Annotated in this window: 19 protein-coding genes; 14 read left to right on the top strand and 5 right to left on the bottom strand. The window is 37.9% G+C overall.

What is annotated here, in order from left to right:
• Positions 1 to 108 precede the first annotated feature (108 nt).
• Together glnG and glnL are read right to left on the bottom strand one after the other, a co-directional pair.
• Positions 109 to 1,608: a nitrogen regulation protein NR(I) gene (glnG, locus tag MKL32_RS01185; protein ID WP_039047889.1), complete on the bottom strand. Its 1,500-nt coding sequence runs from the start codon at positions 1,606 to 1,608 to the stop codon at positions 109 to 111.
• Entirely contained in the window at positions 1,595 to 2,704 is a 1,110-nt protein-coding gene (glnL, locus tag MKL32_RS01180; protein ID WP_004954561.1) for a nitrogen regulation protein NR(II), read from the bottom strand. Before glnL ends, glnG begins: the two co-directional genes overlap by 14 nt.
• 328 nt (positions 2,705 to 3,032) lie before the next feature.
• Between glnL and rimO the strand changes: the two genes are divergently transcribed.
• The 12 genes from rimO to lpxA all read left to right on the top strand — a co-directional run bounded on the left by rimO (position 3,033) and on the right by lpxA (position 15,369).
• Positions 3,033 to 4,376, top strand: coding sequence for a 30S ribosomal protein S12 methylthiotransferase RimO (gene rimO / locus MKL32_RS01175; protein ID WP_004915625.1), 1,344 nt, complete (start codon positions 3,033 to 3,035; stop codon positions 4,374 to 4,376).
• A gap of 51 nt (positions 4,377 to 4,427) precedes the next feature.
• Positions 4,428 to 5,156, top strand: a complete 729-nt coding sequence (gene pyrH, locus MKL32_RS01170) for a UMP kinase (protein WP_004662027.1) — start codon at positions 4,428 to 4,430, stop codon at positions 5,154 to 5,156.
• A 77-nt stretch (positions 5,157 to 5,233) separates the two neighbouring features.
• The gene (frr, locus tag MKL32_RS01165) at positions 5,234 to 5,788 is read left to right on the top strand and encodes a ribosome recycling factor (protein WP_004915629.1); all 555 of its coding nucleotides are present in this window, start codon (positions 5,234 to 5,236) and stop codon (positions 5,786 to 5,788) included.
• Positions 5,789 to 5,793: 5 nt separating this feature from the next.
• Complete coding sequence (gene uppS, locus MKL32_RS01160) at positions 5,794 to 6,543, top strand: polyprenyl diphosphate synthase (RefSeq protein ID WP_004915632.1); 750 nt, start codon at positions 5,794 to 5,796, stop codon at positions 6,541 to 6,543.
• A gap of 2 nt (positions 6,544 to 6,545) precedes the next feature.
• On the top strand, positions 6,546 to 7,370 hold the full coding sequence (locus MKL32_RS01155; protein ID WP_004954552.1) for a phosphatidate cytidylyltransferase: 825 nt from the start codon (positions 6,546 to 6,548) through the stop codon (positions 7,368 to 7,370).
• The gene (gene ispC, locus MKL32_RS01150) at positions 7,371 to 8,567 is read left to right on the top strand and encodes a 1-deoxy-D-xylulose-5-phosphate reductoisomerase (protein WP_126131959.1); all 1,197 of its coding nucleotides are present in this window, start codon (positions 7,371 to 7,373) and stop codon (positions 8,565 to 8,567) included. It abuts the gene before it with no gap.
• Positions 8,568 to 8,572: 5 nt separating this feature from the next.
• Positions 8,573 to 9,928 (top strand): RIP metalloprotease RseP, encoded by a 1,356-nt coding sequence (gene rseP / locus MKL32_RS01145; RefSeq protein ID WP_126131958.1) that lies wholly within the window; start codon positions 8,573 to 8,575, stop codon positions 9,926 to 9,928.
• Positions 9,929 to 9,960: 32 nt separating this feature from the next.
• Positions 9,961 to 12,492, top strand: a complete 2,532-nt coding sequence (gene bamA, locus MKL32_RS01140; RefSeq protein ID WP_270900082.1) for an outer membrane protein assembly factor BamA — start codon at positions 9,961 to 9,963, stop codon at positions 12,490 to 12,492.
• Positions 12,493 to 12,535: 43 nt separating this feature from the next.
• A complete protein-coding gene (locus tag MKL32_RS01135; RefSeq protein ID WP_270900081.1) occupies positions 12,536 to 13,018 on the top strand; it encodes an OmpH family outer membrane protein in 483 nt (160 codons plus the stop codon).
• Between the two features lie 3 nt (positions 13,019 to 13,021).
• Positions 13,022 to 14,092, top strand: coding sequence for a UDP-3-O-(3-hydroxymyristoyl)glucosamine N-acyltransferase (lpxD, locus tag MKL32_RS01130; RefSeq protein WP_270900080.1), 1,071 nt, complete (start codon positions 13,022 to 13,024; stop codon positions 14,090 to 14,092).
• 6 nt (positions 14,093 to 14,098) lie between these two features.
• Positions 14,099 to 14,584 carry a 3-hydroxyacyl-ACP dehydratase FabZ gene (fabZ, locus tag MKL32_RS01125; RefSeq protein ID WP_270900079.1) on the top strand — a complete coding sequence of 162 codons (486 nt, stop codon included), beginning with the start codon at positions 14,099 to 14,101 and terminating at the stop codon, positions 14,582 to 14,584.
• Positions 14,581 to 15,369 (top strand): acyl-ACP--UDP-N-acetylglucosamine O-acyltransferase, encoded by a 789-nt coding sequence (lpxA, locus tag MKL32_RS01120; protein ID WP_270900078.1) that lies wholly within the window; start codon positions 14,581 to 14,583, stop codon positions 15,367 to 15,369. Before fabZ ends, lpxA begins: the two co-directional genes overlap by 4 nt.
• Positions 15,370 to 15,427: 58 nt before the next feature.
• Here lpxA and MKL32_RS01115 read toward each other — a convergent pair whose 3' ends face one another.
• Positions 15,428 to 16,354 (bottom strand): AraC family transcriptional regulator, encoded by a 927-nt coding sequence (locus MKL32_RS01115; protein ID WP_004954535.1) that lies wholly within the window; start codon positions 16,352 to 16,354, stop codon positions 15,428 to 15,430.
• 189 nt (positions 16,355 to 16,543) lie between these two features.
• Here MKL32_RS01115 and MKL32_RS01110 point away from each other — a divergent pair, with 189 nt between their 5' ends.
• Both MKL32_RS01110 and gorA read left to right on the top strand, forming a co-directional pair.
• Entirely contained in the window at positions 16,544 to 17,782 is a 1,239-nt protein-coding gene (locus MKL32_RS01110; RefSeq protein WP_204379473.1) for an alkane 1-monooxygenase, read from the top strand.
• Positions 17,783 to 17,947: 165 nt separating this feature from the next.
• A complete protein-coding gene (gorA, locus tag MKL32_RS01105; protein WP_125272251.1) occupies positions 17,948 to 19,300 on the top strand; it encodes a glutathione-disulfide reductase in 1,353 nt (450 codons plus the stop codon).
• A 72-nt stretch (positions 19,301 to 19,372) separates the two neighbouring features.
• On the opposite strand, the gene MKL32_RS01100 is transcribed toward gorA, so the two are convergent.
• Together MKL32_RS01100 and MKL32_RS01095 are read right to left on the bottom strand one after the other, a co-directional pair.
• A complete protein-coding gene (locus MKL32_RS01100; protein ID WP_004954530.1) occupies positions 19,373 to 20,572 on the bottom strand; it encodes an acyl-CoA dehydrogenase family protein in 1,200 nt (399 codons plus the stop codon).
• A gap of 22 nt (positions 20,573 to 20,594) precedes the next feature.
• On the bottom strand, positions 20,595 to 21,881 hold the full coding sequence (locus MKL32_RS01095; RefSeq protein WP_171455456.1) for an acyl-CoA dehydrogenase family protein: 1,287 nt from the start codon (positions 21,879 to 21,881) through the stop codon (positions 20,595 to 20,597).
• Positions 21,882 to 22,120 lie beyond the last annotated feature (239 nt).

Raw genomic sequence — 22,120 nt, 5'->3', positions numbered from 1 at the left:
TTTTTAATAGTATATCAAAAACCCTATGTAAAGTATGGTTATGAGCTAGATCAATGTTTCAAAACGTCTCAAATAAAAAGCGAGTCATATTGACTCGCTTTTTATGGTTTATGCACTGCGGACTTCGTCATCATCCTCGTCATCAGCAGAGTCCATACCAAGCTCCTTTAACTTTCTGGTCAAGGTATTACGTCCCCAACCTAAAAGTTCAGCCGCATGACGTTTACGACCACGAGTTTGTTGAAGTGCTGCATTAATCAATGTTTTCTCAAACATTGGGGTGGCGATGTCTAAAAGTTTCATTTCGCCATTTTTGAGTTTTTGAATTGCCCATTGACCTAATAACTCATCCCAGTGATGAACAGCAATTCGGTCTACGATTGCGGGACTAGTCGTTGCAACAGGTGCTGTTGGATCATTGTTCGATTTTTGGAGAGGAACTTGCTTCAATTCAGCAGGCAGATCTTCAGGATAGACTTCACGACCTGTGATCATTACAGTTAACCAGCGGCAGGTATTTTCTAATTGACGGACGTTGCCCGGCCAAGGTAACTGCTGCATATAATCTGTGGTTTCAGATCTAAGGATTTTAGGGCTTACACCAAGTTCTTTGCCTGCACGAGCAAGGAAGTGTTGAGCAAGCATCGGAATATCTTCGCTGCGATGAGCAAGCTTTGGAATATGAATGCGAATAACATTTAGACGATGATATAAGTCTTCACGGAAGCGACCTTCATTCACTAATTTTTCAAGGTCTTGGTGCGTTGCAGCAACAATACGCACATCGACTTTTACTGGAACATGCCCGCCTACACGATAGAACTCACCATCAGCAAGTACGCGGAGTAATCTAGTTTGAGTCTCAAATGGCATATCACCAATTTCATCTAAAAATAGTGTACCGCCATTTGCTTGTTCAAAACGTCCTTGATGTTGAGTGTTAGCACCTGTGAAAGCACCTTTCTCATGTCCAAATAACTCAGTTTCAATCAAGTCTTTTGGAATAGCAGCCATGTTTAATGCAATGAAAGGTTTTGCACGACGTGGTGAGTGTTTGTGCAGTGCATGTGCAACTAACTCTTTACCTGTACCTGATTCACCGTTAATTAATACGGTAATATGAGATTGTGATAAGCGACCAATTGCACGGAAAACCTCTTGCATTGCAGGAGATTCGCCAATGATTTCTGTAGATTGCAGAGGTGCTGCTGCTTTGGTTGCTTCTTGTTGCTGCAGCTTATTGAGATGCAGAATCGCACGATTAACTAAAGCGAGTGCTTCATCAATATCAAATGGTTTTGGTAAATACTCAAAAGCACCCGTCTGATAACTTGAGACAGCAGACTCCAAATCTGAGTGTGCAGTCATAATGATGACTGGAAGTTCTGGATGAGTATTTTTAACTTTAGATAAGAAAGTTAAACCATCAATTCCTGGCATCCTGATATCAGTTAGAATGACATCAGGGGCTTCATCGTGTAAACGTTCAAGCGCTGTTTGTGCTTCTTCAAAATTGGTAACGTCAAAACCTTCTTCTTTGAATGTTTTTTCTAGTACCCAACGCATGGCACGATCGTCATCAATTACCCAAATTTTATTTCGTGACACGGTCTGACTCCCAAGGTAGATATAAGCTAAATATGGTTTTTCCAGGAATGGATTGACATTCAATCATTCCGTTATGTTGATGCATAATATTTTGCGCGATACTGAGGCCTAAGCCTGTACCTTTTGCTCGCCCAGTGACTAAAGGGTAAAATACTGATTCTAAAATACTTTCTGGCACACCGGGTCCATTGTCTTCAATATCTACTCTTACCGTTGAACGGTTTAAAACACCATTTATGGTGACGAGACGTTGGATACGAGTGCGAAGGGTAAGCTCTGGTTCAGAATCTACGAAAAATTCTTTATTTTCAGTCATCGCTTGCACAGCATTTACACTGATATTCAGCATGACTTGAATAAGTTGATCTCGGTCGGCCATAACATCTGGCAGAGATAAGTCATAATCACGTGTGATCTTAATTTTTTTCTTGGTCTGGTTCGCGATTAATGATCTAACTCTTTCTAATGGCTCATGGACATTAACATGTTCATAACTTGGTAATTGGCGTGAACCTAACATGGTATCAGCGAGATTAGTTAATCGATCAACTTCATTAATAATGATATCTGTAAATTCTCGATAACTATCATCACTTAAGCTTCGTGCAAGTAATTGTGTTGCTCCACGAATGCCTGCTAAAGGATTCTTAATTTCGTGAGCAACACCACGAACAAGTTGACGAGCAACTTGATGTTGTTGCACTAAATTTTCCTCTTTCGAAATTTTAAGCATTCGATCGATAGGGTTGAGTTCAATTAATAATAATGGGTGATAGCTTTTACCTGAATTTAATTGGGAAACGGTATAGTCAACATGAATTGGTTTGAAGTTGACATTAATTACAGCTTCACGTCGGGTGTAATGCTGACCACTGTTTAAAGTATTAAGCAAGGCTTCGTAAGTATTAAAAGTATCATCATGTGCATGGAGCAAATTTAAGACAGGTTGACCTGATGCGCGCAATAAACTGATATCAAACAATGCTTCACAAGCTGAATTAAGATAAAAAATATTTAGCTTACTATCGACCAATAAGATGGCAGTCGTCAGATTATCTACTAGAAGTCGATAGTCGATAGTGGTGTGTTGATCCATTTGTGAATCGTCCTGTATTAAAATGGCGCAATTAATATCAATATAAAAGAATAGCCATTAACGTAATGAATCTTAATAATGCAAAATACAAGCCAACTTTGTATTAGCGGAATTTCAATAACTTATTTCGTTAATGTTCTATTTATACGTTATTTTTCACATACATTAAGTTATTTTGAAATTTTATAGTGTTCTAAATTGGTGCAATGTTGGTTTTTGTTAAAAATACTGGTTGTATTTTGGTGCATTACACAAAGAGATGGCTTTGCGGCTATGCGGAAGGCGAGAAAAGACATACAATACGCCGATTCAAGTGGAGCGCAGATTCATGAAGACCCCCAAAGTCGGTTTTGTATCTTTAGGTTGTCCTAAGGCATTGGTAGATTCTGAACGAATTTTAACTCAGTTAAAGACTGAAGGTTATCAAGTTGCATCAGATTATGACGGTGCAGATTTGGTTGTTGTTAACACCTGTGGTTTTATTGAATCTGCAGTACAAGAGTCTTTAGACGCGATTGGCGAAGCCATGAGCGAAAACGGTCGAGTTATCGTAACAGGTTGTTTAGGTAAAGACGAAGACAAAATTCGCCAAATGCACCCAAATGTACTTAAAGTAACAGGTGCGGCAGCATATCAGGATGTAATGGAAGCTGTACATGAGTATGTACCTGCACCGCCAAAACACAATCCTTTTATTGATTTAGTCCCTGAACAAGGTGTGCGGTTGACACCTAAACACTACGCTTATTTGAAAATATCAGAAGGGTGTAATCACCGTTGTACATTCTGCATTATTCCAAGTATGCGAGGTGATCTAGTATCACGTCCAGTAGGCAGTGTATTAGACGAAGCAGCAGCATTAAAGCGCGCTGGCGTCAAAGAAGTTCTCGTAATTTCTCAAGACACTTCAGCTTATGGCGTGGACACAAAATACAAATTAGATTTTTGGAATGGTCAGCCTGTTAAAACTAAGTTTTACGACATGTGCGAAGCGTTAGGGCAACTTGGTATTTGGGTACGCCTACATTATGTCTACCCATATCCACATGTTGATGCAGTAATCGATCTAATGGCTCAAGGGAAAATCCTGCCATATTTAGATATTCCTTTTCAGCATGCCAGTCCGCGCATCTTAAAATTGATGAAGCGACCAGCTCATAGTGAAAATACGTTAGAGCGTTTGAAGTTGTGGCGTGAAAAATGCCCTGAATTGGTGATTCGTTCTACCTTCGTGGTTGGTTTCCCTGGCGAAACAGAAGAAGACTTCCAAATATTACTTGATTGGTTAAAAGAAGCTCAGTTGGATCGCGTAGGTTGCTTTACTTATTCACCTGTAGAGGGTGCAACGGCAAATGATCTTCCTGATCACGTACCTGAAGAAATTAAGCAAGAACGTTATGAACGTTTTATGGAAGTCCAACAGGAAATTTCTGCTGCAAAATTACAAAAGCGTATCGGTCAAAAGATGACTGTGCTTGTAGATAGCTTGGAAGATGAATTTCCAGTAGCGGTAGCGCGTTCTTACGCGGATGCACCTGAAATTGACGGTAATGTTTTTGTAGAAGATATTGATAAAAGTGTGATTAAAGCAGGTGATCTGCTTGAAGTCGAAATTACAGATGCGGATGAATATGATTTATTTGCAAAGTTAATTCAGATTAAGTCTGCTTAATATTAAATGTGAAAAAAGAATTTATGAGATTGGTCGATTTGGAGTAAAAGTATGTCAGCTTCTAAAAATCCACGTTATGCACGTATTTTGTTAAAGCTTTCTGGTGAAGCTTTAGCGGGTAATAAAGATATGGGTATTGATGCCCAAGTCCTTGATCAAATGTCGCTTTCGATTGCTCACTTGGTTGGTTTAGGAGTACAAGTCGGAATTGTAGTTGGTGGCGGTAACTTATATCGTGGAAGTCAGTTACAAAAAGACGGTTTGGTTGGGCGTGTAACTGGTGACCAAATGGGGATGCTGGCTACAGTTATGAATGGTTTAGCAATGCGTGATGCATTAGTGCGTCGCAACATTAAAACACGTTTAATGTCTGCTCTTCCGATCGGAACAGTTGTTGAATCTTATTCAAGTCGTGATGCGATTCGTCATTTAAGCCAAGGTGAAGTTTGTGTGTTTGTAGCAGGAACGGGAAATCCGTTCTTTACAACTGATACAGCAGCTTGTTTGCGTGGTATCGAGATTGAAGCAAACCTTATTTTGAAAGCAACTAAAGTTGATGGTGTTTATAATAAAGATCCAAGTAAATATGATGATGCGGTTAAGTATGATAATTTAACTTTCGATCAAGTGCTTGATGAAAAGCTTGGCGTGATGGATTTAACCGCAATTTGCTTATGCCGTGATCATAACGTCCCATTACAAGTATTCGATATGAATAAATCGGGTGCTTTACTTTCTGTTGTTATGGGTGAAAAAGAGGGTACTCACGTTACGAATTAATGTACGTGAGACCGAAAGCTCTTTATACTAATGTTTAAATATTTTGTAATACCTAATGAATAAGTAAGGAAGATCATATGATTAACGATCTCAAAAAAGATAGCGAACAGCGCATGCAGAAAACACTTGATTCTTTAGAACAAGGTTTTGCTAAAGTTCGTACTGGACGTGCTCACCCATCAATTTTAAATGGTGTGATGGTTCCTTACTATGGTTCTGACGTTCCTTTGAATCAAGTTGCTAACGTAGGTGTTGAAGATTCTCGTACGCTTATTGTTCAGCCATTTGAACGTACAATGGTTTCTGCAATTGATAAAGCAATTCGTGAAAGTGATTTGGGTTTAAACCCAATTACAGCTGATTCAATTCGTGTACCTTTACCTGCGTTGACTGAAGAAACTCGTCGTGACATGCAAAAAGTTGCTCGTAATGAAGCTGAAAATGCAAAAGTTGCTATTCGAAACATTCGTCGTGATGTTTTAGGTGATATCAAAGCATTATTGAAAGAAAAAGAAATTTCTGAGGATGATGAACGCCGTGCTGGTGAAGATATTCAAAAGATCACAGATAAATATGTTGCAGAAGTAGATAAACGTCTAGCTGCAAAAGAAGCAGAATTAATGAAGGTCTAATTTTTATGACCTTACAAGAAGAACCGCTTCTTCCAAAACATGTTGCCATCATTATGGATGGCAACAATCGTTTTGCAAAAAAAAATAAATTGCAAAAAGGTGATGGGCATCGTGAAGGTAAGAATGTCCTTGATCCGATCGTTGAACATTGTAAAAGAGTGGGTGTTCAAGCTTTAACTGTTTTTGCATTTTCAAGTGAAAATTGGAATAGACCTCAGTTCGAAGTTGATTTGTTAATGAAATTGTTAGAAGACACAATTCATGAACAACTACCTCGAATGGAAAAATTCAATATAGCATTACGTTTCATTGGTGATCGTTCTAAATTATCAAATGAATTAAAAGATTTAATGTTATATGCAGAACAAAAAACGGCATCTTTCAATTCTATGACTCTAACGATTGCAATCAGTTATGGCGGAATGTGGGATATGGCGCATGCAGCCAAGTGTATCGCTCAAGATGTTGTAGATGGAAAAGTTCAAGTAGATCAGATAAATGTTGATTTATTCGATAAATATGTCAGTCTAAATGACTTACCTGCCGTAGATTTATTAATACGTACAGGTGGGGATTATCGTTTATCTAACTTCTTACTTTGGCAAGCGGCATATGCAGAATTGTATTTTACAGATACATTATGGCCTGAGTTTACAGTAAAAGAATTAGACCACGCTTTTGATGTATTTTCAGGGCGAGAAAGACGTTTTGGTAAAACATCTGAACAGATTCAACAAGCGAAAATAGAGAATTAATAATGTTAGAGCGGATTATAACCGCATTGGTATTAGTTGCTGTTGTTTTAAGTTGCATGTTTGCAACGCAATCACATTATCCAATGTTTATTCTTATGATCTTAGCTGCGGGGGTAGCTGGATATGAGTGGTTTAAACTTATGCCTCATGGCGAAGCACTGGTTTCAAAGCCTAAAGCTTGGATTTATGGTGGATGCGTAGCAGCAGTTTCAACTCTTGCGTTGTTTTTTGATGATGTTGCTTTATTACTGTGGGCTGCATCTATTTTAACTTGGCTAGGTAGTATTTACTGGGTCAAAAACTTCCCTGAATCTGATAACTGGTACAATGTATCTTTGTATGCCATAGGTTTTATCCTAATTTCTGCTGCGGTCACTGCATTATATTCAGTTTGGCATAGTTCGCCATGGTGGTTAATGTATTTGTTCCTTCTTGTTTGGGGCGCGGATAGTGGTGCATATTTTGTCGGTCGTAAATTTGGTAAGAAAAAACTTGCTCCAACAGTTAGCCCGAATAAATCAGTTGAAGGATTATATGGTGGTGTTGCGACGACAGTAATTATTATGTTGGTTGTACAATATTCATATTTAAATTTAACTGCTATTCAACTTATCCTGTTTTTAGTTCTATCAATCATCACAGTCTTTGCATCTGTTCTAGGTGACTTGTTTGAGTCAATGATTAAACGTCGTGCTGGAATCAAAGATTCTGGTCGCGTTTTGCCTGGACATGGTGGTGTACTTGACCGAATTGATTCTTTGCTTGCGGCAGCACCAATTTTTGCTGCAGGTATGTATATTTTGAAACTCATTGGTGTAGATCTTTAAATGACGCAAGCTGTATGTATATTGGGTGTCACTGGTTCAATTGGTCAAAGTACATTAAAAGTATTGGAGCAGCATCCAGACCAGTACAATGTGTTTGCAGTTTCTGCATATAGTCGTTTAGATGAACTTTTAAAAATATGTAAGCAACATCGTCCAAAAGTTGTTGTTGTGCCCAATGAAAAAGCACTTGAGTTAAAAGAACTTTTTAATCAAGAAAATTTAATAAATATAGAGATACTCACTGATCAATCTGGCTTGATTGCAATCGCTGAACATAACGATGTTGATATTGTCATGGCAGCAATTGTGGGTGCTGCAGGATTACTTCCTACTTTGGCAGCTGTAAAAGCAGGCAAAAGAGTACTCCTAGCAAATAAAGAATCATTAGTGATGTCAGGTGATATTATGATGCAGGCTGCACGTCAGCATGGTGCATTATTATTACCTGTTGATTCTGAGCATAATGCGATTTTCCAGTCTTTACCGCATGATTATTTGGATGCAGAAAGAACAGGACAGCCTCAGTTAGGTGTTTCTCAAATCTTATTAACGGCTTCAGGTGGACCTTTTTTAAATCATACACTTGATCAATTAAAAGATGTGACACCTCAACAAGCTTGTAAACATCCGAATTGGTCAATGGGACAAAAAATCTCAGTCGATTCTGCCACTTTAATGAATAAAGGCCTTGAGCTTATCGAGGCTTGTCATTTGTTTTCAATTTCAGAACATTTTGTTACAGTCGTGGTTCATCCACAAAGTATCATTCATTCAATGGTGCAATATGTGGATGGTTCAACTTTGGCACAAATGGGAAATCCTGACATGTGTACTCCAATTGCACATGCGTTGGCTTGGCCAAAACGTTTAAAAACAGATGTTCCTGCATTAAACCTATTTGATGTAGCTCACTTAAATTTCCAATCTCCTGACACCATTCGTTTTCCAGCATTAGATCTTGCTCGTCAAGCCATGCGTGCTGGTGGGTTGGCACCAACTGTACTCAATGCTGCAAATGAAGTTGCAGTAGCAGCATTTTTAAAACAGCAGATAGGTTTCACACAAATACCAGAAGTTGTCGATTATGCTTTGCAAAATGTACAAAATGCTAAAGCAGAAAATATAGACATCATTTTGCATACTGATATGATCGCAAGACAAATTGCTGAAAAACACATTGTGGATATAGGAGGCTAAATCGTATGAATGCACTATTTATGATTGTTGCAGCGATTTTGTTGCTTGGTCCATTAATTGCGATTCATGAATTTGGTCATTATTGGGTGGCACGTAAACTCGGCGTAAAAGTTCTAGTATATTCAATTGGTTTTGGTCCTACTTTATTAAAATGGCAGTCTAAAAAATCAGGTATTCAATATCAATTGTCAGCATTACCACTTGGTGGCTACGTAAAAATGCTAGATGAACGAGAGGGAAATGTTGCCTCTGAAGATTTGCCTTATGCTTTTAATCGTCAGTCTCCTTGGAAGCGTATAGCCATTGTTGCAGCAGGTCCTTTAATCAATTTGATCTTTGCTATTTTCCTTTTTTGGATTCTATTTTTACCTGCTCAAGAACAGCTTAACACGCGTATTGGTAAAATTATGCCGAACACACCAGCTGCTCAAGTTGATTTAAAAGTTGGTGATAAAGTCATAGAGGTGGATGGGCAAACAACACCAACATGGGAAAAATTAAACTATACGCTTGTTGACAGAGTTGGCGAAACTGGACAAGTTTCAGTTGTTGTTGATCGAAATGGTACTGAAAAGCAATTTAGTTTACCGATTAAAGATTTTTTAAAGGATCAGAGCCAATCACCATTAGATGTTTTAGGCTTTCTTCCATACCGTCCAGTGATTCCTGCAACTGTTAAAGAGCTAAGTGAAGATGGTGCAGCGATTCGTCAAGGCATGAAAGTTGGTGATCGTATAGTTTCGATCAATGGTGTCGCCATGAAAGATTGGTTCGATGTTGTTGATGTAGTGCAAAAATCTCCTGAAAAATTACTCAATATTGCTGTTGATCGTAAAGGGCAAATTGTTAACTTACAGGTTATGCCTCAAGGTCAGCGCGATAATATGGGGAATGTATCGGGCGTGCTTGGTGTGAAAAGTGATGTGAGTAAGATCACTATCCCGAATGAATACAAGCAAACAATCCAATATTCACCACTAGAAGCTTTAGGTGTTGCAGTTGATAAAACTGTTCAGCTCTCTAACATGATTTTTAACTCAATTGTTAAAATGGTACGTGGTTTAATTGGTTTGGATAATTTATCTGGTCCAATTACGATTGCAAAAGTTGCGGGTCAGAGTGCTGAAATGGGATGGCAAACATTTATATCCTTTATGGCATTGATGAGTGTAAGTTTGGGTATTTTAAATCTATTGCCTATTCCTATGCTCGATGGTGGTCATTTAGTTTATTACTTTATCGAAGCAATTCGTGGTAAACCTGTTTCTGAACAAATACAGATATTTGGTCTAAAAGTTGGTATGGTACTGCTCGGTAGCATGATGCTTTTGGCTTTATTTAACGACTTCATGCGCTTATAAGCGCAAATGGAATTTAACTTACTGGAAAATATATGGGCATGCGTCACACACATTTATTAATGCCTTTGGCACTGGTTAGTGCGATGGCAGCGGTACAACAAGTATACGCAGCAGATGAGTTTCTTGCACAAGATATACGAATTGATGGCCTTGTGCGTTTAACACCTGCGAGTATCTATTCGATGTTACCAGTAAATAGTGGCGACAGAGTCAGCGATCCAATGATTGCCGAATCGATTCGTACTCTTTATGCTTCGGGTCTTTTTGATGATATTAAGGCATTTAAAGAAAATAATGTCCTTGTTTTCAAAGTGATTGAACGCCCTGTAATTTCAAAATTGGAATTTAAAGGCAATAAACTTATTCCGAAAGAAGCCTTGGAACAAGGTTTGAAAAAGATGGGAATTGCTGAGGGCGAAGTTTTCAAAAAATCTGCTTTGCAAATTATTGAAACAGAACTTGAGCAGCAATATACACAACAAGGTCGTTATGATGCTGATGTAACGGTAGAAACTGTTGCTCGACCGAATAACCGCGTTGAATTAAAATTGAATTTCAACGAAGGTACTCCAGCAAAAGTTTTTGATATCAATATTATTGGTAATACGGTATTTAGTGACAGTGATATTAAACAGGCTTTCGCTGTTAAAGAAAGTGGTTGGGCATCTGTCGTTACACGTAATGACCGTTATGCACGTGAGAAAATGGCTGCGAGTTTAGAGGCTTTACGTGCATTATATCTAAACAAAGGTTATATCAACTTTAATATTATTAACTCTCAATTGAATATCAGTGAAGATAAAAAGAATATCTTTATTGAGGTATCAGTTGATGAGGGTAGCCAGTTTAAATTTGGTGAAACAAAATTCTTAGGTGATGCTCTATATAAGCCAGAAGAATTACAAGCTCTAAAACTTTATAAAGATGGTGAAACTTATTCACAAGAAAAAGTGAATGCTGTAAAACAATTATTGCTTCGCAAGTATGGTAATGCTGGTTATTACTATGCTGAAGTAAACGTAGTTCCTGAGATTAATAATCAGACTGGTATCGTTAATTTAAATTACTATATCAATCCAGGTCAGCAAGTTACAGTTCGTCGTATCAATTTTACTGGTAATAGTAAAACAGCTGATGAAGTTTTACGTCGTGAAATGCGCCAAATGGAAGGTGCATTGGCAAGTAACGAGAAAATTGATCTCTCTAAAGTTCGTTTAGAACGTACAGGTTTCTTCAAAACTGTAGATGTCAAACCAGTTCGTGTTCCAAATTCTCCTGACCAAGTTGATTTAAATGTGAATGTTGAAGAACAACATTCAGGTACAACAACTCTTGCTGTGGGTTATTCTCAGAATGGTGGTATTACATTCCAAGCGGGTCTGAGCCAAACTAACTTTATGGGTACAGGAAATCGTGTATCTGTTGATTTATCTCGTTCTGAAACTCAAGATTACTACAACCTCAGCGTAACTGACCCATACTTTACAATTGATGGTGTAAGCCGTGGTTACAATGTTTACTATCGTAAAACCAAGTTAAATGAAGATTATAACGTTAATAACTATGTAACTGACAGTTATGGCGGTAGTTTAAGCTTTGGTTATCCTATCGATGAAAATCAAAGCTTAAGTGCTTCTTTGGGTGTTGATAAGACCAAAGTTAGAACGGGGCCAAGTGTTTCAACTTATATTCGTGACTATTTATTAGCGAATGGTGGTAAAGCTACGGGTAAGTCTACTTGGTGTCCAAGTGGTAAATTTGAAGAAGATCAAGATGGGAAAGTTAAAACTGATCCTGTAACCGGTTTACCTATATGTGAGGGTGGTTACGAAGACTACGAAAGTGCATTTGAAGGCGAATTCTTAACCTATATGCTTAATTTGGGTTGGTCTTATAATACATTAAACCGTCCAATTTTCCCTACTTCGGGTATGTCACATCGAGTTGGTTTAGAAGTTGGTTTACCAGGCAGTGATGTTGAATACCAAAAAGTGACTTATGATGCGCAAGCATTTATGCCATTAGGTAATAATTTTGTACTACGTGGCTATGGTAAGTTGGGCTATGGTAATGACTTACCATTCTACAAAAACTTCTATGCAGGTGGTTATGGCTCAGTACGTGGTTATGAAAACAGTACTTTAGGTCCAAAATATCCGAGTGTCATTTTCCAAGAAACAGGAAAAAATGACCCGAATCCAGAAGAAGTTGGTGGTAACGCCTTAGTACAATTTGGTACTGAGCTTGCGATCCCATTGCCATTTAAAGGTGATTGGACTCGTCAAGTAAGACCTGTAGTGTTTGCTGAAGGTGCACAAGTCTTCGATACACAATGTGATGTGCCTAAAGGCGATCTTTTAGTTGATGGTAATAGTGTTGATATCAAACAATATTGTAAAGATAACTATAAGTTTGATTTTGGCAACATGCGTTACAGTGTTGGTGTTGGTTTTACTTGGATTACGATGATCGGTCCTTTATCTCTAAGCTATGCATTTCCGCTTAATGATAAGAAAGGCGATGATACAAAATCTATTCAATTTGAAATCGGTCGTACTTTCTAAGTACGACTTTTCCCTAAAAATATAGAAAAGGAAGTAAGAAATAATGAAAAGATTATCAATATTGATGGTTGCTTTAGGTTTAACGGTTACAGCAAATGCAGGTGGTATTGCAGTTGTAGACTTAGCTAAAGTCGTTGAAAGTAGTACATATCTAAAGCAGCAAAATGCGAGTTTAGGTCAATCGGTAAAACCTACCTCGACTAAACTAGAGCAGTTAGGTAAAGAAATTGAAGGTCTTCAACAGAAAGCTCAATCAGCGAATCAAGCTGATTTACAAAAACTTTCTGCTCAATACCAAGCTAAAGTTAATGAATTCAATACAACTCAACAAAGTTTACAAACTAAAGTACAGTCATCTCTACAAACGATGAATACAACTTTTGAAAATCGTGTAAAGCAAGCTGCTGAACAATTGAGAAAAGAGAATAACTTAGACTTTATTTTAAATAAAAATTCTACGATTGCCTCTGACGCTCAGTATGATTTAACTGATAAAATGGTCCAAAAGGTCAATGCAATGAAATAATCAATGAATAGACGTAGTTATCGTTTAGAAGAGATTGCTCACCTTGTACAAGGTGAGTATATCGGTCAAAAAGATTTTCAGATTCATAATTTAGCAAGTTTAGAAAACGCACAGAATTATCACATTTGCTTTGTAAATGGTGAAAAATACTTAGCACAAGCTCAGGCTAGTCAGGCGGGTGCATACATTGTCACTGAAGCATTAAAAGAACAATTAAGCTCAAAACACAACTTTATCGTTGTTTCCAATCCTTATTTAGCTTTCGCTATGCTCACACATGTATTTGATAAAAAAAATTTGCAAAGAGGAATCGAAAGTACTGCTCAAATTCACCCTTCTGCGATCATTGCTGATGATGCCTATATTGGTCATTATGTTGTGATTGGAGAAAATTGTGTTGTTGGAAGTAATACCGTTATTCAATCCCAAGTCCATCTAGATGATGATGTGGAAATAGGAAAGGATTGCTTCATTGACTCTCATGTAACCATCACTGGTGAAGCTAAACTCAAAGATCGTGTACGCATTCATGCTAATACGACGATTGGTTCAGAGGGATTCGGTTTTGCACCATATCAAGGTAAATGGCATCGTATCGCTCAATTAGGTTCGGTATTAATCGGTAATGATGTTCGAATCGGTTCAAATTGTTGTATTGATCGTGGTGCATTAGATAATACTATTCTCGATGATGGTGTCATTATTGATAATCTTGTGCAAATCGCCCATAACGTACAAATTGGTCAAAACACAGCGATAGCTGCGAATTGTGCGATTGCAGGAAGTGTGCGAATTGGCAAAAACTGTATCATAGGTGGTGGAAGTGCGGTTGCGGGACATTTAAATATTGCGGATAATGTGACGTTGACTGGAATGTCAATGGTCACAAAAAATATTTCTGAAGCTGGAACGTTTTCTTCTGGAATTGGTCTTTTTGAAAATAACCATTGGAAAAGAACGGTTGTACGCCTAAGACAATTAGCAGATGTGCCATTGACCCAAATCACTAAAAGGCTTGATCATATGCAAGCTCAATTAGAGTCCCTTGAATCAACCCTTAAGTTACGTAAATAATTTATTATGACTGAGTCAACATCTCCAGCATTTACTATGCCTGAATTACCGATGGATATTCTTACAATTCGTGAATATTTACCCCATCGTTACCCATTTTTATTAGTTGATCGAGTTACGGAAGTTACTGAGAATAGTATCGTTGGTTATAAGAACGTATCTATTAATGAAGAGTTTCTGCAAGGGCATTTCCCGACATACCCAATTATGCCTGGTGTTTTGATCATTGAGGCTCTTGCTCAAGTGTCTGGAATTTTAGGTTTTGTTTTAACCAATCAGAAGCCAAAAGCAGGTTCATTGTTCCTTTTTGCAGGTGCGGAGAAAGTAAGATTTAAGAAACAAGTTGTCGCGGGCGATCAGCTTATCTTAAAATCTGAGCTAGTTATGCAAAAACGTGGCATTTACAAGTACAATTGTAGTGCCAGTGTTGACGGTAAGATTGCCGCGACGGCTGAGATTATTATTTCCCATCAGAAAATTGAGCAGACATGAGTAGTCAAAATTTAATTCATCCAACCGCAATTATTGACGCATCTGCAGAAATTGCATCTGATGTACAAATTGGACCGTATTGTATTATTGGTCCAAATGTAACTATTGATGCAGGCACAAAATTACGTTCGCATGTTGTGGTCGGGGGATTTACTAAAATTGGAAAAAATAACGATATTTTCCAATTTTCGAGTATCGGGGAAATTTGCCAAGATTTGAAATATCAAGGCGAAGAGACATGGTTAGAGATAGGCGATCACAACGCTATTCGTGAACATTGTACCTTACACAGAGGTACTGTTCAGGATCAAAGTATTACCAAAGTTGGTAGCCACAATTTATTAATGGTAAATACCCATATTGCCCACGATTGTGTTATTGGTAATCATAATATTTTTGCTAATAATGTTGGTGTAGCGGGTCACGTACATGTAGGTGATCATGTGATCGTAGGTGGAAATGCTGGTATTCATCAGTTCTGCCGAATCGATTCCTATAGCATGATTGGTGGTGCGGCGCTTATTCTTAAAGATGTGCCTGCTTATGTGATGGCTTCAGGTAATCCTGCACATGCATACGGAATGAATATTGAAGGTATGCGTCGTAAAGGATGGTCAAGAAATACGATACAAGGTTTAAGAGAAGCGTATAAGTTGATCTATAAATCAGGTTTGACGACTGAACAAGCGATTGCGCAAATTCGAGATGAAATTCTTGAAAATACGCCTGAAGCACAACTCTTTATTGATTCATTAGAAAAATCAACTCGCGGCATTGTTCGTTGATTTATATCTGATTGAATTCGAAAAAAGACACTTAGGTGTCTTTTTTGTTTTTTATATCTTAACTTTCTAAAAATTTTTGGCGATATGGTTTGGGTGATAATTCATATGTACGTTTAAAAGCTTGGCTAAATGCTGTTTCAGACGTGTATCCCACCATATTGGCAATTTGTTGAATAGAGTAGTTACTTTTACGTAAATACTTGCTTGCGAGTCTCATACGGTGTTGCTGTAGATAAGCAAGGGGTGATTCTCCAATCACCTCATGAAACAGGCTTGCAAACTTTGAGCGAGACATACAGCATTGTTCTGCAAGGCTCTCAACAGTCCATGCTAATTCAGGTTGATTGTGAATTGATGCTAAAGCATAGCTTAGTTCTGGATGATTAAGCGCACTCAGCCAGCCATGTTTAGTTGAAATATTTTGAATATGGTCTCTAATACATTTGATCAGTAAAATACTTACAAGATGATCGATAATGATATCTCGACCTGCTTGAATATTTTGTGTTTCAAGGGCTAGAAAATGCAAACCGATTTGTAGCCATTCAGGCGCAGTTGTTTCTCCATGTTGTACATGAATGACTTCTGGCAAGGCTTGCATGAACGGTCGAGCCATGATGGTATCCATTTGACAACGGACGGTTAGTATCAGATTTTTTTCTACTGATTCTGTACCAAACTCGATGGCTTCATTTTTATGTCCATCAAACAAATTAGAAATATCTAAAGCATTGACTAACTTTCTGACCGCATTATCAGCTCCAGTATGTTGCTTTCCAGAGGTTATAATGACAATTTCACCTGCGTTCGCAGTTAAACTATTTTGTGAATTTAATTGAATATAAACAGATCCAACCAAAACGATGTGGACGATAAGAGCAGGTTGCTCATGACATAAAAATGACCATTCTCCTTGTGTTTTCAAGTAGATATATTCGGTTCGATTGAGATGTATATCATCAAAAATTTTACTTAAAGCATCCATAAGAACAATAATTTTATATTTCAGTTAGATTATAGGAAGCAGGGTTAATAATTCAATATGTGTTTAAGGGACAAAAACAGGGTGGATTATGCCAAAGACGCTGCCATAGGTTTTTTGGACGTTTGCTACTGTCATGTCAATCATTTTCAATCAAAATATGTATATATATACAAAGACATGGATATGATTATGAATGCGCCAGTAAATGTAGATCAGCCACTTGCGCCTCTAGCAAAATCAAAGTTAGAGTTGGATCGTAAACGTTATTTATGGGCAATTAGTCCTGCATTACCAGTGATTGGTATTGGGATATTAGGTGGTTACCAATTTGCACCACGCCCACTGAAAAAGATCTTTGCCTTAGGTGGTCCTATCTTACTTCATATTGTGATTCCTGCAATTGATACTATCGTAGGGAAAGATGCAAATAACCCAACATCTGAGGAAGTGAAATTACTAGAACAAGATCCATACTATGCGCGTCTTGTTAAAACTTTCATTCCTTTACAATATGCTGCAAACATTTATGCGTGTTATTTAACTAGTCGTAAAGATACTTCTTTCCTAGATAAAATTTTACTTGGTATCTCAATGGGTGCGATCAACGGTATTGCAATCAATACTGCGCATGAGCTTAGCCATAAGCATGATCGTCTTGATCATATTTTATCGCACTTAGCGCTTGTACCAACTGGCTATAACCATTTCCGCGTTGAACATCCTTATGGTCACCATAAACGTGCTGCTACACCAGAAGATCCAGCATCTTCTCAAATGGGCGAAACGTTCTATGAGTTTTGGCCACGTACAGTTTTCGGTTCTTTGAAATCTGCGATTGAGATCGAAACGACTCGTTTAAAACGTAAAGGCAAAGAGTTCTGGTCATTAGACAATGAGTTGCTTCAAGGTTGGGGAATGAGCGCAGCTTTCCATGGTTCTATGGTTGGTATATTCGGCAAAGGCGTGATTCCTTATTTAGCGACTCAAGCATTCTACGGAATTAGTTTGTTTGAAGTGATTAACTATATCGAACACTATGGTTTGAAACGTCAAAAAGATGCAAATGGTAAGTATCAACGTACTATGCCAGAGCATAGCTGGAACAACAATAATATCGTAACGAACTTATTCTTGTATCAATTACAGCGTCATTCAGACCATCACGCGTATCCAACACGTCCATTCCAAGCATTGCGTCATTTCGACGAAGCGCCAGAATTGCCAAGTGGTTATGCAAGTATGCTATTACCAGCACTCATTCCACCTCTTTGGTTTAAAATGATGGATAAACGAGTTGTTGAACACTACAAAGGTGATTTAAACAAAGCGAACATTTATCCTAAACGTCGTGCGAAAATTTTCAAGAAGTTTGGTGTCGTTGATCAATCGCTTGAACAAACATCTTTAGAGACTGTAACTACGGAATAAGCTGAAAAGCTGCTCCCAAAGCAGAAGCACCAATCAGAGATGATTGGTGCTTTTTTATTTTCTTGTATTAAAACCATTAAAAACAAAGGCTTTATATTTTTTATACTGTATATCTATTTAGATATTTAACTTTAAAAAGAATTTCTCATTATTTAAGAGGAAAACATGACAAAACATTATGATTTTATTGCTATAGGTGGTGGGAGTGGTGGTATTGCATCAGTCAATCGAGCGGCAATGTATGGAATGAAATGTGCTTTGATTGAAAAGTCTGAAATTGGTGGAACATGCGTAAATGTCGGTTGTGTACCCAAGAAAGTAATGTGGTATGCAGCACATATCGCTGAATCAATCCATAAATATGCTGAAGATTATGGATTTAATGCCCAAATAGAATCTTTTAATTGGCAAACTTTAGTTAAAAACAGACAAGCCTATATAGATCGAATTCATCAGTCATATCAAAATAGCCTAAGTAAAAATAATGTGGATTTGATACAAGGTGCTGCCCAATTTGTAAATCAAAATACAATTGAAGTGAATGGTGAAATTTTCACTGCTGATCATATATTGATTGCAACAGGCACACAGCCATCATTGCCTAAGATTGAAGGTGTTGAATATGGAATTGATTCCAATGGCTTTTTTGAACTGAGTGCTTTACCAAAAACAACAGCAGTTATTGGTTCTGGATATATTGCTGTTGAGCTTGCAGGGGTATTAAATGCATTAGGCTCACAAGTTGGATTGTTCATTAGAAAAGATTTTCCTGTCAGAAGATTTGATCAGTTCTTAAGTGAAACTTTGGTTGAGGTAATGCAAGCTGATGGCGTGAAAATTCATACACAAGCTATCCCTCAAAAAGTGACTAAAAATATTGATGGTTCAGTTAATTTACATCTCGAAAATGGTGAGGTGCATAAAGTCGATTGCCTAATTTGGGCGACTGGACGCGAGCCACATACAGCAAATCTAAATTTAGATAAAGCAAATGTTCAGTTGAACGATCGTGGTTATATTGAAGTTGATAAATTCCAAAATACAACTCAGAAAGGGATTTATGCTGTTGGTGATATTACTGGGAAAATGGAACTCACACCTGTTGCTGTTGCTGCAGGTCGGAGACTATCTGAACGATTATTTAACAATAAACCAAATGAATATCTAGATTATGAAAATATCCCAACAGTGGTGTTTAGCCATCCACCGATAGGAACTGTTGGTATTACAGAACAAGAAGCGATTGAGCAGTACGGAGAGCAGTCAGTAAAAGTTTATAATTCTTCTTTTACCGCTATGTATAGTGCAATTACACAGCATCGCCAGCCAACCAAAATGAAATTGGTTTGTGTTGGTGAAGAGGAAAAAATTGTGGGTATCCATGGTATAGGTTTTGGCATGGATGAAATACTACAAGGTTTTGCAGTCGCTTTGAAAATGGGGGCAACAAAAAGAGATTTTGATAATACCGTTGCAATTCATCCGACTTCTGCGGAAGAGTTTGTGACGATGAGATAAACGAGAATTATATTTCTAACAAAAAGGACGTTAATTTAACGTCCTTTTATTAGTTTTTTGAATTAAGCCAAATTATTTCAATTCGCTCGATGATTTACCCAATTCTCGACGTGCGATGATCAATTGCTGAATCTGTTGAGTACCTTCAAAAATATCTAGAATTTTTGAGTCACGTGCCCATTTTTCCAATAATTCATCTTCACCATAACCTACACTTGCAGCAAGTTCTACACATTTGAGCGTGATTTCATTACCAACACGACCAGCTTTAGCTTTGGCAATAGAAGCTTCTTTTGAGTTTGGTTTTTTGTTGTCTGCCATCCATGTGGATTTAACCATAAGCAGGCGAGCAGCTTCCCATTCAGCTTCCATCCGATAGATTTGCGCAGCTAAGTTTGAGGTTTGTAAATAAGGTGTTTTATAGTCTGGATCAAGCTGATCTTTGAAGATTTCTTTGATACGTTCGAGTGATGCTTTGGCACAACCAATCGCCATTGCTGCAACGAGAGGTCGGGTATTATCAAAAGTTTCCATAACTCCAGCAAACCCTTTTGCAACATCTATCTCAGGATTACCTAACAGGTTTGCAGCTGGAACACGACAGTCAATGAAACTAATGACAGCAGTATCAGATGCTTTAATTCCTAGTTTGTGCTCCAAACGTTCAACTTTCATTCCTGGAGTACCTTTGGGTACAACAAAGGATTTTATAGCTGCACGACCAAGCTTTTTATCGAGTGTTGCCCAAACTACAACTGAATCTGCACGATCACCTGAAGTGACAAAGATTTTTTCGCCATTTAAGATGTATTCATCACCATCTTGAGTTGCTGTCGTACGAATAGCAGCTGAGTCCGAACCACAACCTGGTTCAGTAATTGCCATGGCAGCCCATGTCCCTTTAAAACGTTCAAGTTGCTCGTCATTTGCTACTGCCGCAATAGCAGAGTTACCCAAGCCTTGGCGGGGCATACTTAACAATAAACCCGTATCGCCATAGCACATTTCTATAATACCGAGTGCAGTCGACATATTATTGCCGTTTTTGTTACCTGACTCAGTTTCTCCACGTTTGCCAACAGCAGCACCTGCATTTATTCCTTCACCACCTTCATTCATGCCATCAATTAATGATGCCAACATGTCCAATTCTTTTGGATAGGCATGTTCGGCTTTGTCATACTTTCTTGAAATTGGGCGCAACACATTCAAAGCAACTTCATGTGCCTGATCGACCATCATTTTGAATTTTTTAGGATTTTGTAAATTCATTGTAATATCCTCGAATGATCAATTAAGCATGTAAGCCAGAATGTAAGATTGCAGTAGCACGCAAATCACGATACCAACGTTCAACAGGGTGTTCTTTGGTAAAACCATGACCACCTAGGATCTGTACACCATCCGTACCGATTTTCATAGATTTTTCAGCGCACAAAAGTCTTGCAAGGTAAGCTTCACGATGAAATGGTTGACCCGCTTCAGCTAAGCTCGCTGCATTAAGTACCAACATGCGCATTGCATCAATTTCAATAGCCATATCAGCAATCATGAAGGCAACACTTTGGCGATGAGAAATAGGCTCACCGAAAGCTGTACGTTCATTTGCATATTTGATGCAGTATGCTTTGATCGCCTCGCATGTACCTACAGCCATCGCACACCACATCAAGTTCCCAAGATCTACAAATGCTGTGTAATCGAAATCAGCATCACCTAAGCGTAAAGCTGGAGTTTGATTGAACTGTAAGGTAGCAGTTTCAGCAGCTTTTAGACCCATCGCTGGATTTGATTTGATGGCAATACTTTCATCACATTGCACGACAAAAATATCAGGTTGACCGTTATATTCTGCACTTACAAGGAATACATCAGATGTATCACCTAAAACGACTAAAGTCTTTTCACCTGTGATATAGAACTGACCATTTTGTTCAGTGGCTTTCGTTTTTAATTGGTATGGATTAAATGCAGGGGTCGCTTCTTGAAATGCAAATGTCGCTGTAATATCTGTGTCTTCAGCAAAGCAAGACAAATACATACTTTGTACTTGTGTTGATCCCCAACGAGTGATGGCATTGATCACGCTGAATGTGCTTAATAATCCAGCTGTAAGACTGAAATCACCTTTAGCTAAGTTTTCAGCAATTAGGATATTACTGACAATATTTTGTTCTGCGGCAACACCACCTAAAGCCTCAGGTAATGCATAGTAGTTCAAGCCTAAATCAACCAAATGCTGCCAAAGTTCTTCTGGGAATTGTGCATGGTGATCTGCATCATGTGCTAAATTGTAAAGCACTTCCTGAGCAAATTGTGACATCGCATCTGATGTCATTTGTTGCTCTTCAGTCAATCCTAAATCAAATAGATTTTTATTAACTTGATTTGGTAAACGTTGTTTGTCAATCGGTTGTGGTTTAAAAGCTTTCTGAGTTTTTGTTAGAACTTTAAAACCAGTTTTTGAACCTTGGTATAGTGACTTTTCTACAAACTTTCTTAATTTGAGTTGATCGAGCACTTCGCTTCCTGCGATTTTAGTGATCAATGATAGCCCGAGACCTTGAGCCTTATTCATCATATTTGACATGATTTTATCCTAGAGGATGATTGTGAATTTATGCTCGCATGCTAAAGCTAAAAAAACTATGTCTTCTTTGACGTGTCAATATTAGAAAGATAAAGGGTTAATTAAGTGAATAAAGATAAATAAGTTTGTGTTTTTAAATAATTAGGACTTACGCACTATTATTTATAGATTCTCTGTGGTAGCAGATGATTTTTATCGAGAATAAAGTCATCAATGAAGTTTTTGATCAT

The sequence above is a fragment of the Acinetobacter sp. AOR34_HL genome (assembly GCF_027854795.1).
GTDB classification, from domain to species: Bacteria; Pseudomonadota; Gammaproteobacteria; order Pseudomonadales; family Moraxellaceae; genus Acinetobacter; species Acinetobacter junii.
Note: the sequence above shows the minus strand (reverse complement) of the source record. Positions and strands in the feature narration are given on the sequence as shown.

Coding starts and splice junctions, on each gene's coding strand:
- frr (WP_004915629.1), top strand. CDS start 5,234: ATGATTAACGATCTCAAAAAAGATAGCGAACAGCGCATGCAGAAAACA.
- pyrH (WP_004662027.1), top strand. CDS start 4,428: ATGTCAGCTTCTAAAAATCCACGTTATGCACGTATTTTGTTAAAGCTT.
- uppS (WP_004915632.1), top strand. CDS start 5,794: ATGACCTTACAAGAAGAACCGCTTCTTCCAAAACATGTTGCCATCATT.
- fabZ (WP_270900079.1), top strand. CDS start 14,099: ATGACTGAGTCAACATCTCCAGCATTTACTATGCCTGAATTACCGATG.
- bamA (WP_270900082.1), top strand. CDS start 9,961: ATGGGCATGCGTCACACACATTTATTAATGCCTTTGGCACTGGTTAGT.
- MKL32_RS01110 (WP_204379473.1), top strand. CDS start 16,544: ATGAATGCGCCAGTAAATGTAGATCAGCCACTTGCGCCTCTAGCAAAA.
- lpxA (WP_270900078.1), top strand. CDS start 14,581: ATGAGTAGTCAAAATTTAATTCATCCAACCGCAATTATTGACGCATCT.
- rseP (WP_126131958.1), top strand. CDS start 8,573: ATGAATGCACTATTTATGATTGTTGCAGCGATTTTGTTGCTTGGTCCA.
- ispC (WP_126131959.1), top strand. CDS start 7,371: ATGACGCAAGCTGTATGTATATTGGGTGTCACTGGTTCAATTGGTCAA.
- gorA (WP_125272251.1), top strand. CDS start 17,948: ATGACAAAACATTATGATTTTATTGCTATAGGTGGTGGGAGTGGTGGT.
- MKL32_RS01135 (WP_270900081.1), top strand. CDS start 12,536: ATGAAAAGATTATCAATATTGATGGTTGCTTTAGGTTTAACGGTTACA.
- glnL (WP_004954561.1), bottom strand. CDS start 2,704: ATGGATCAACACACCACTATCGACTATCGACTTCTAGTAGATAATCTG.
- lpxD (WP_270900080.1), top strand. CDS start 13,022: ATGAATAGACGTAGTTATCGTTTAGAAGAGATTGCTCACCTTGTACAA.
- rimO (WP_004915625.1), top strand. CDS start 3,033: ATGAAGACCCCCAAAGTCGGTTTTGTATCTTTAGGTTGTCCTAAGGCA.
- MKL32_RS01115 (WP_004954535.1), bottom strand. CDS start 16,354: ATGGATGCTTTAAGTAAAATTTTTGATGATATACATCTCAATCGAACC.
- MKL32_RS01155 (WP_004954552.1), top strand. CDS start 6,546: ATGTTAGAGCGGATTATAACCGCATTGGTATTAGTTGCTGTTGTTTTA.
- MKL32_RS01095 (WP_171455456.1), bottom strand. CDS start 21,881: ATGATGAATAAGGCTCAAGGTCTCGGGCTATCATTGATCACTAAAATC.
- MKL32_RS01100 (WP_004954530.1), bottom strand. CDS start 20,572: ATGAATTTACAAAATCCTAAAAAATTCAAAATGATGGTCGATCAGGCA.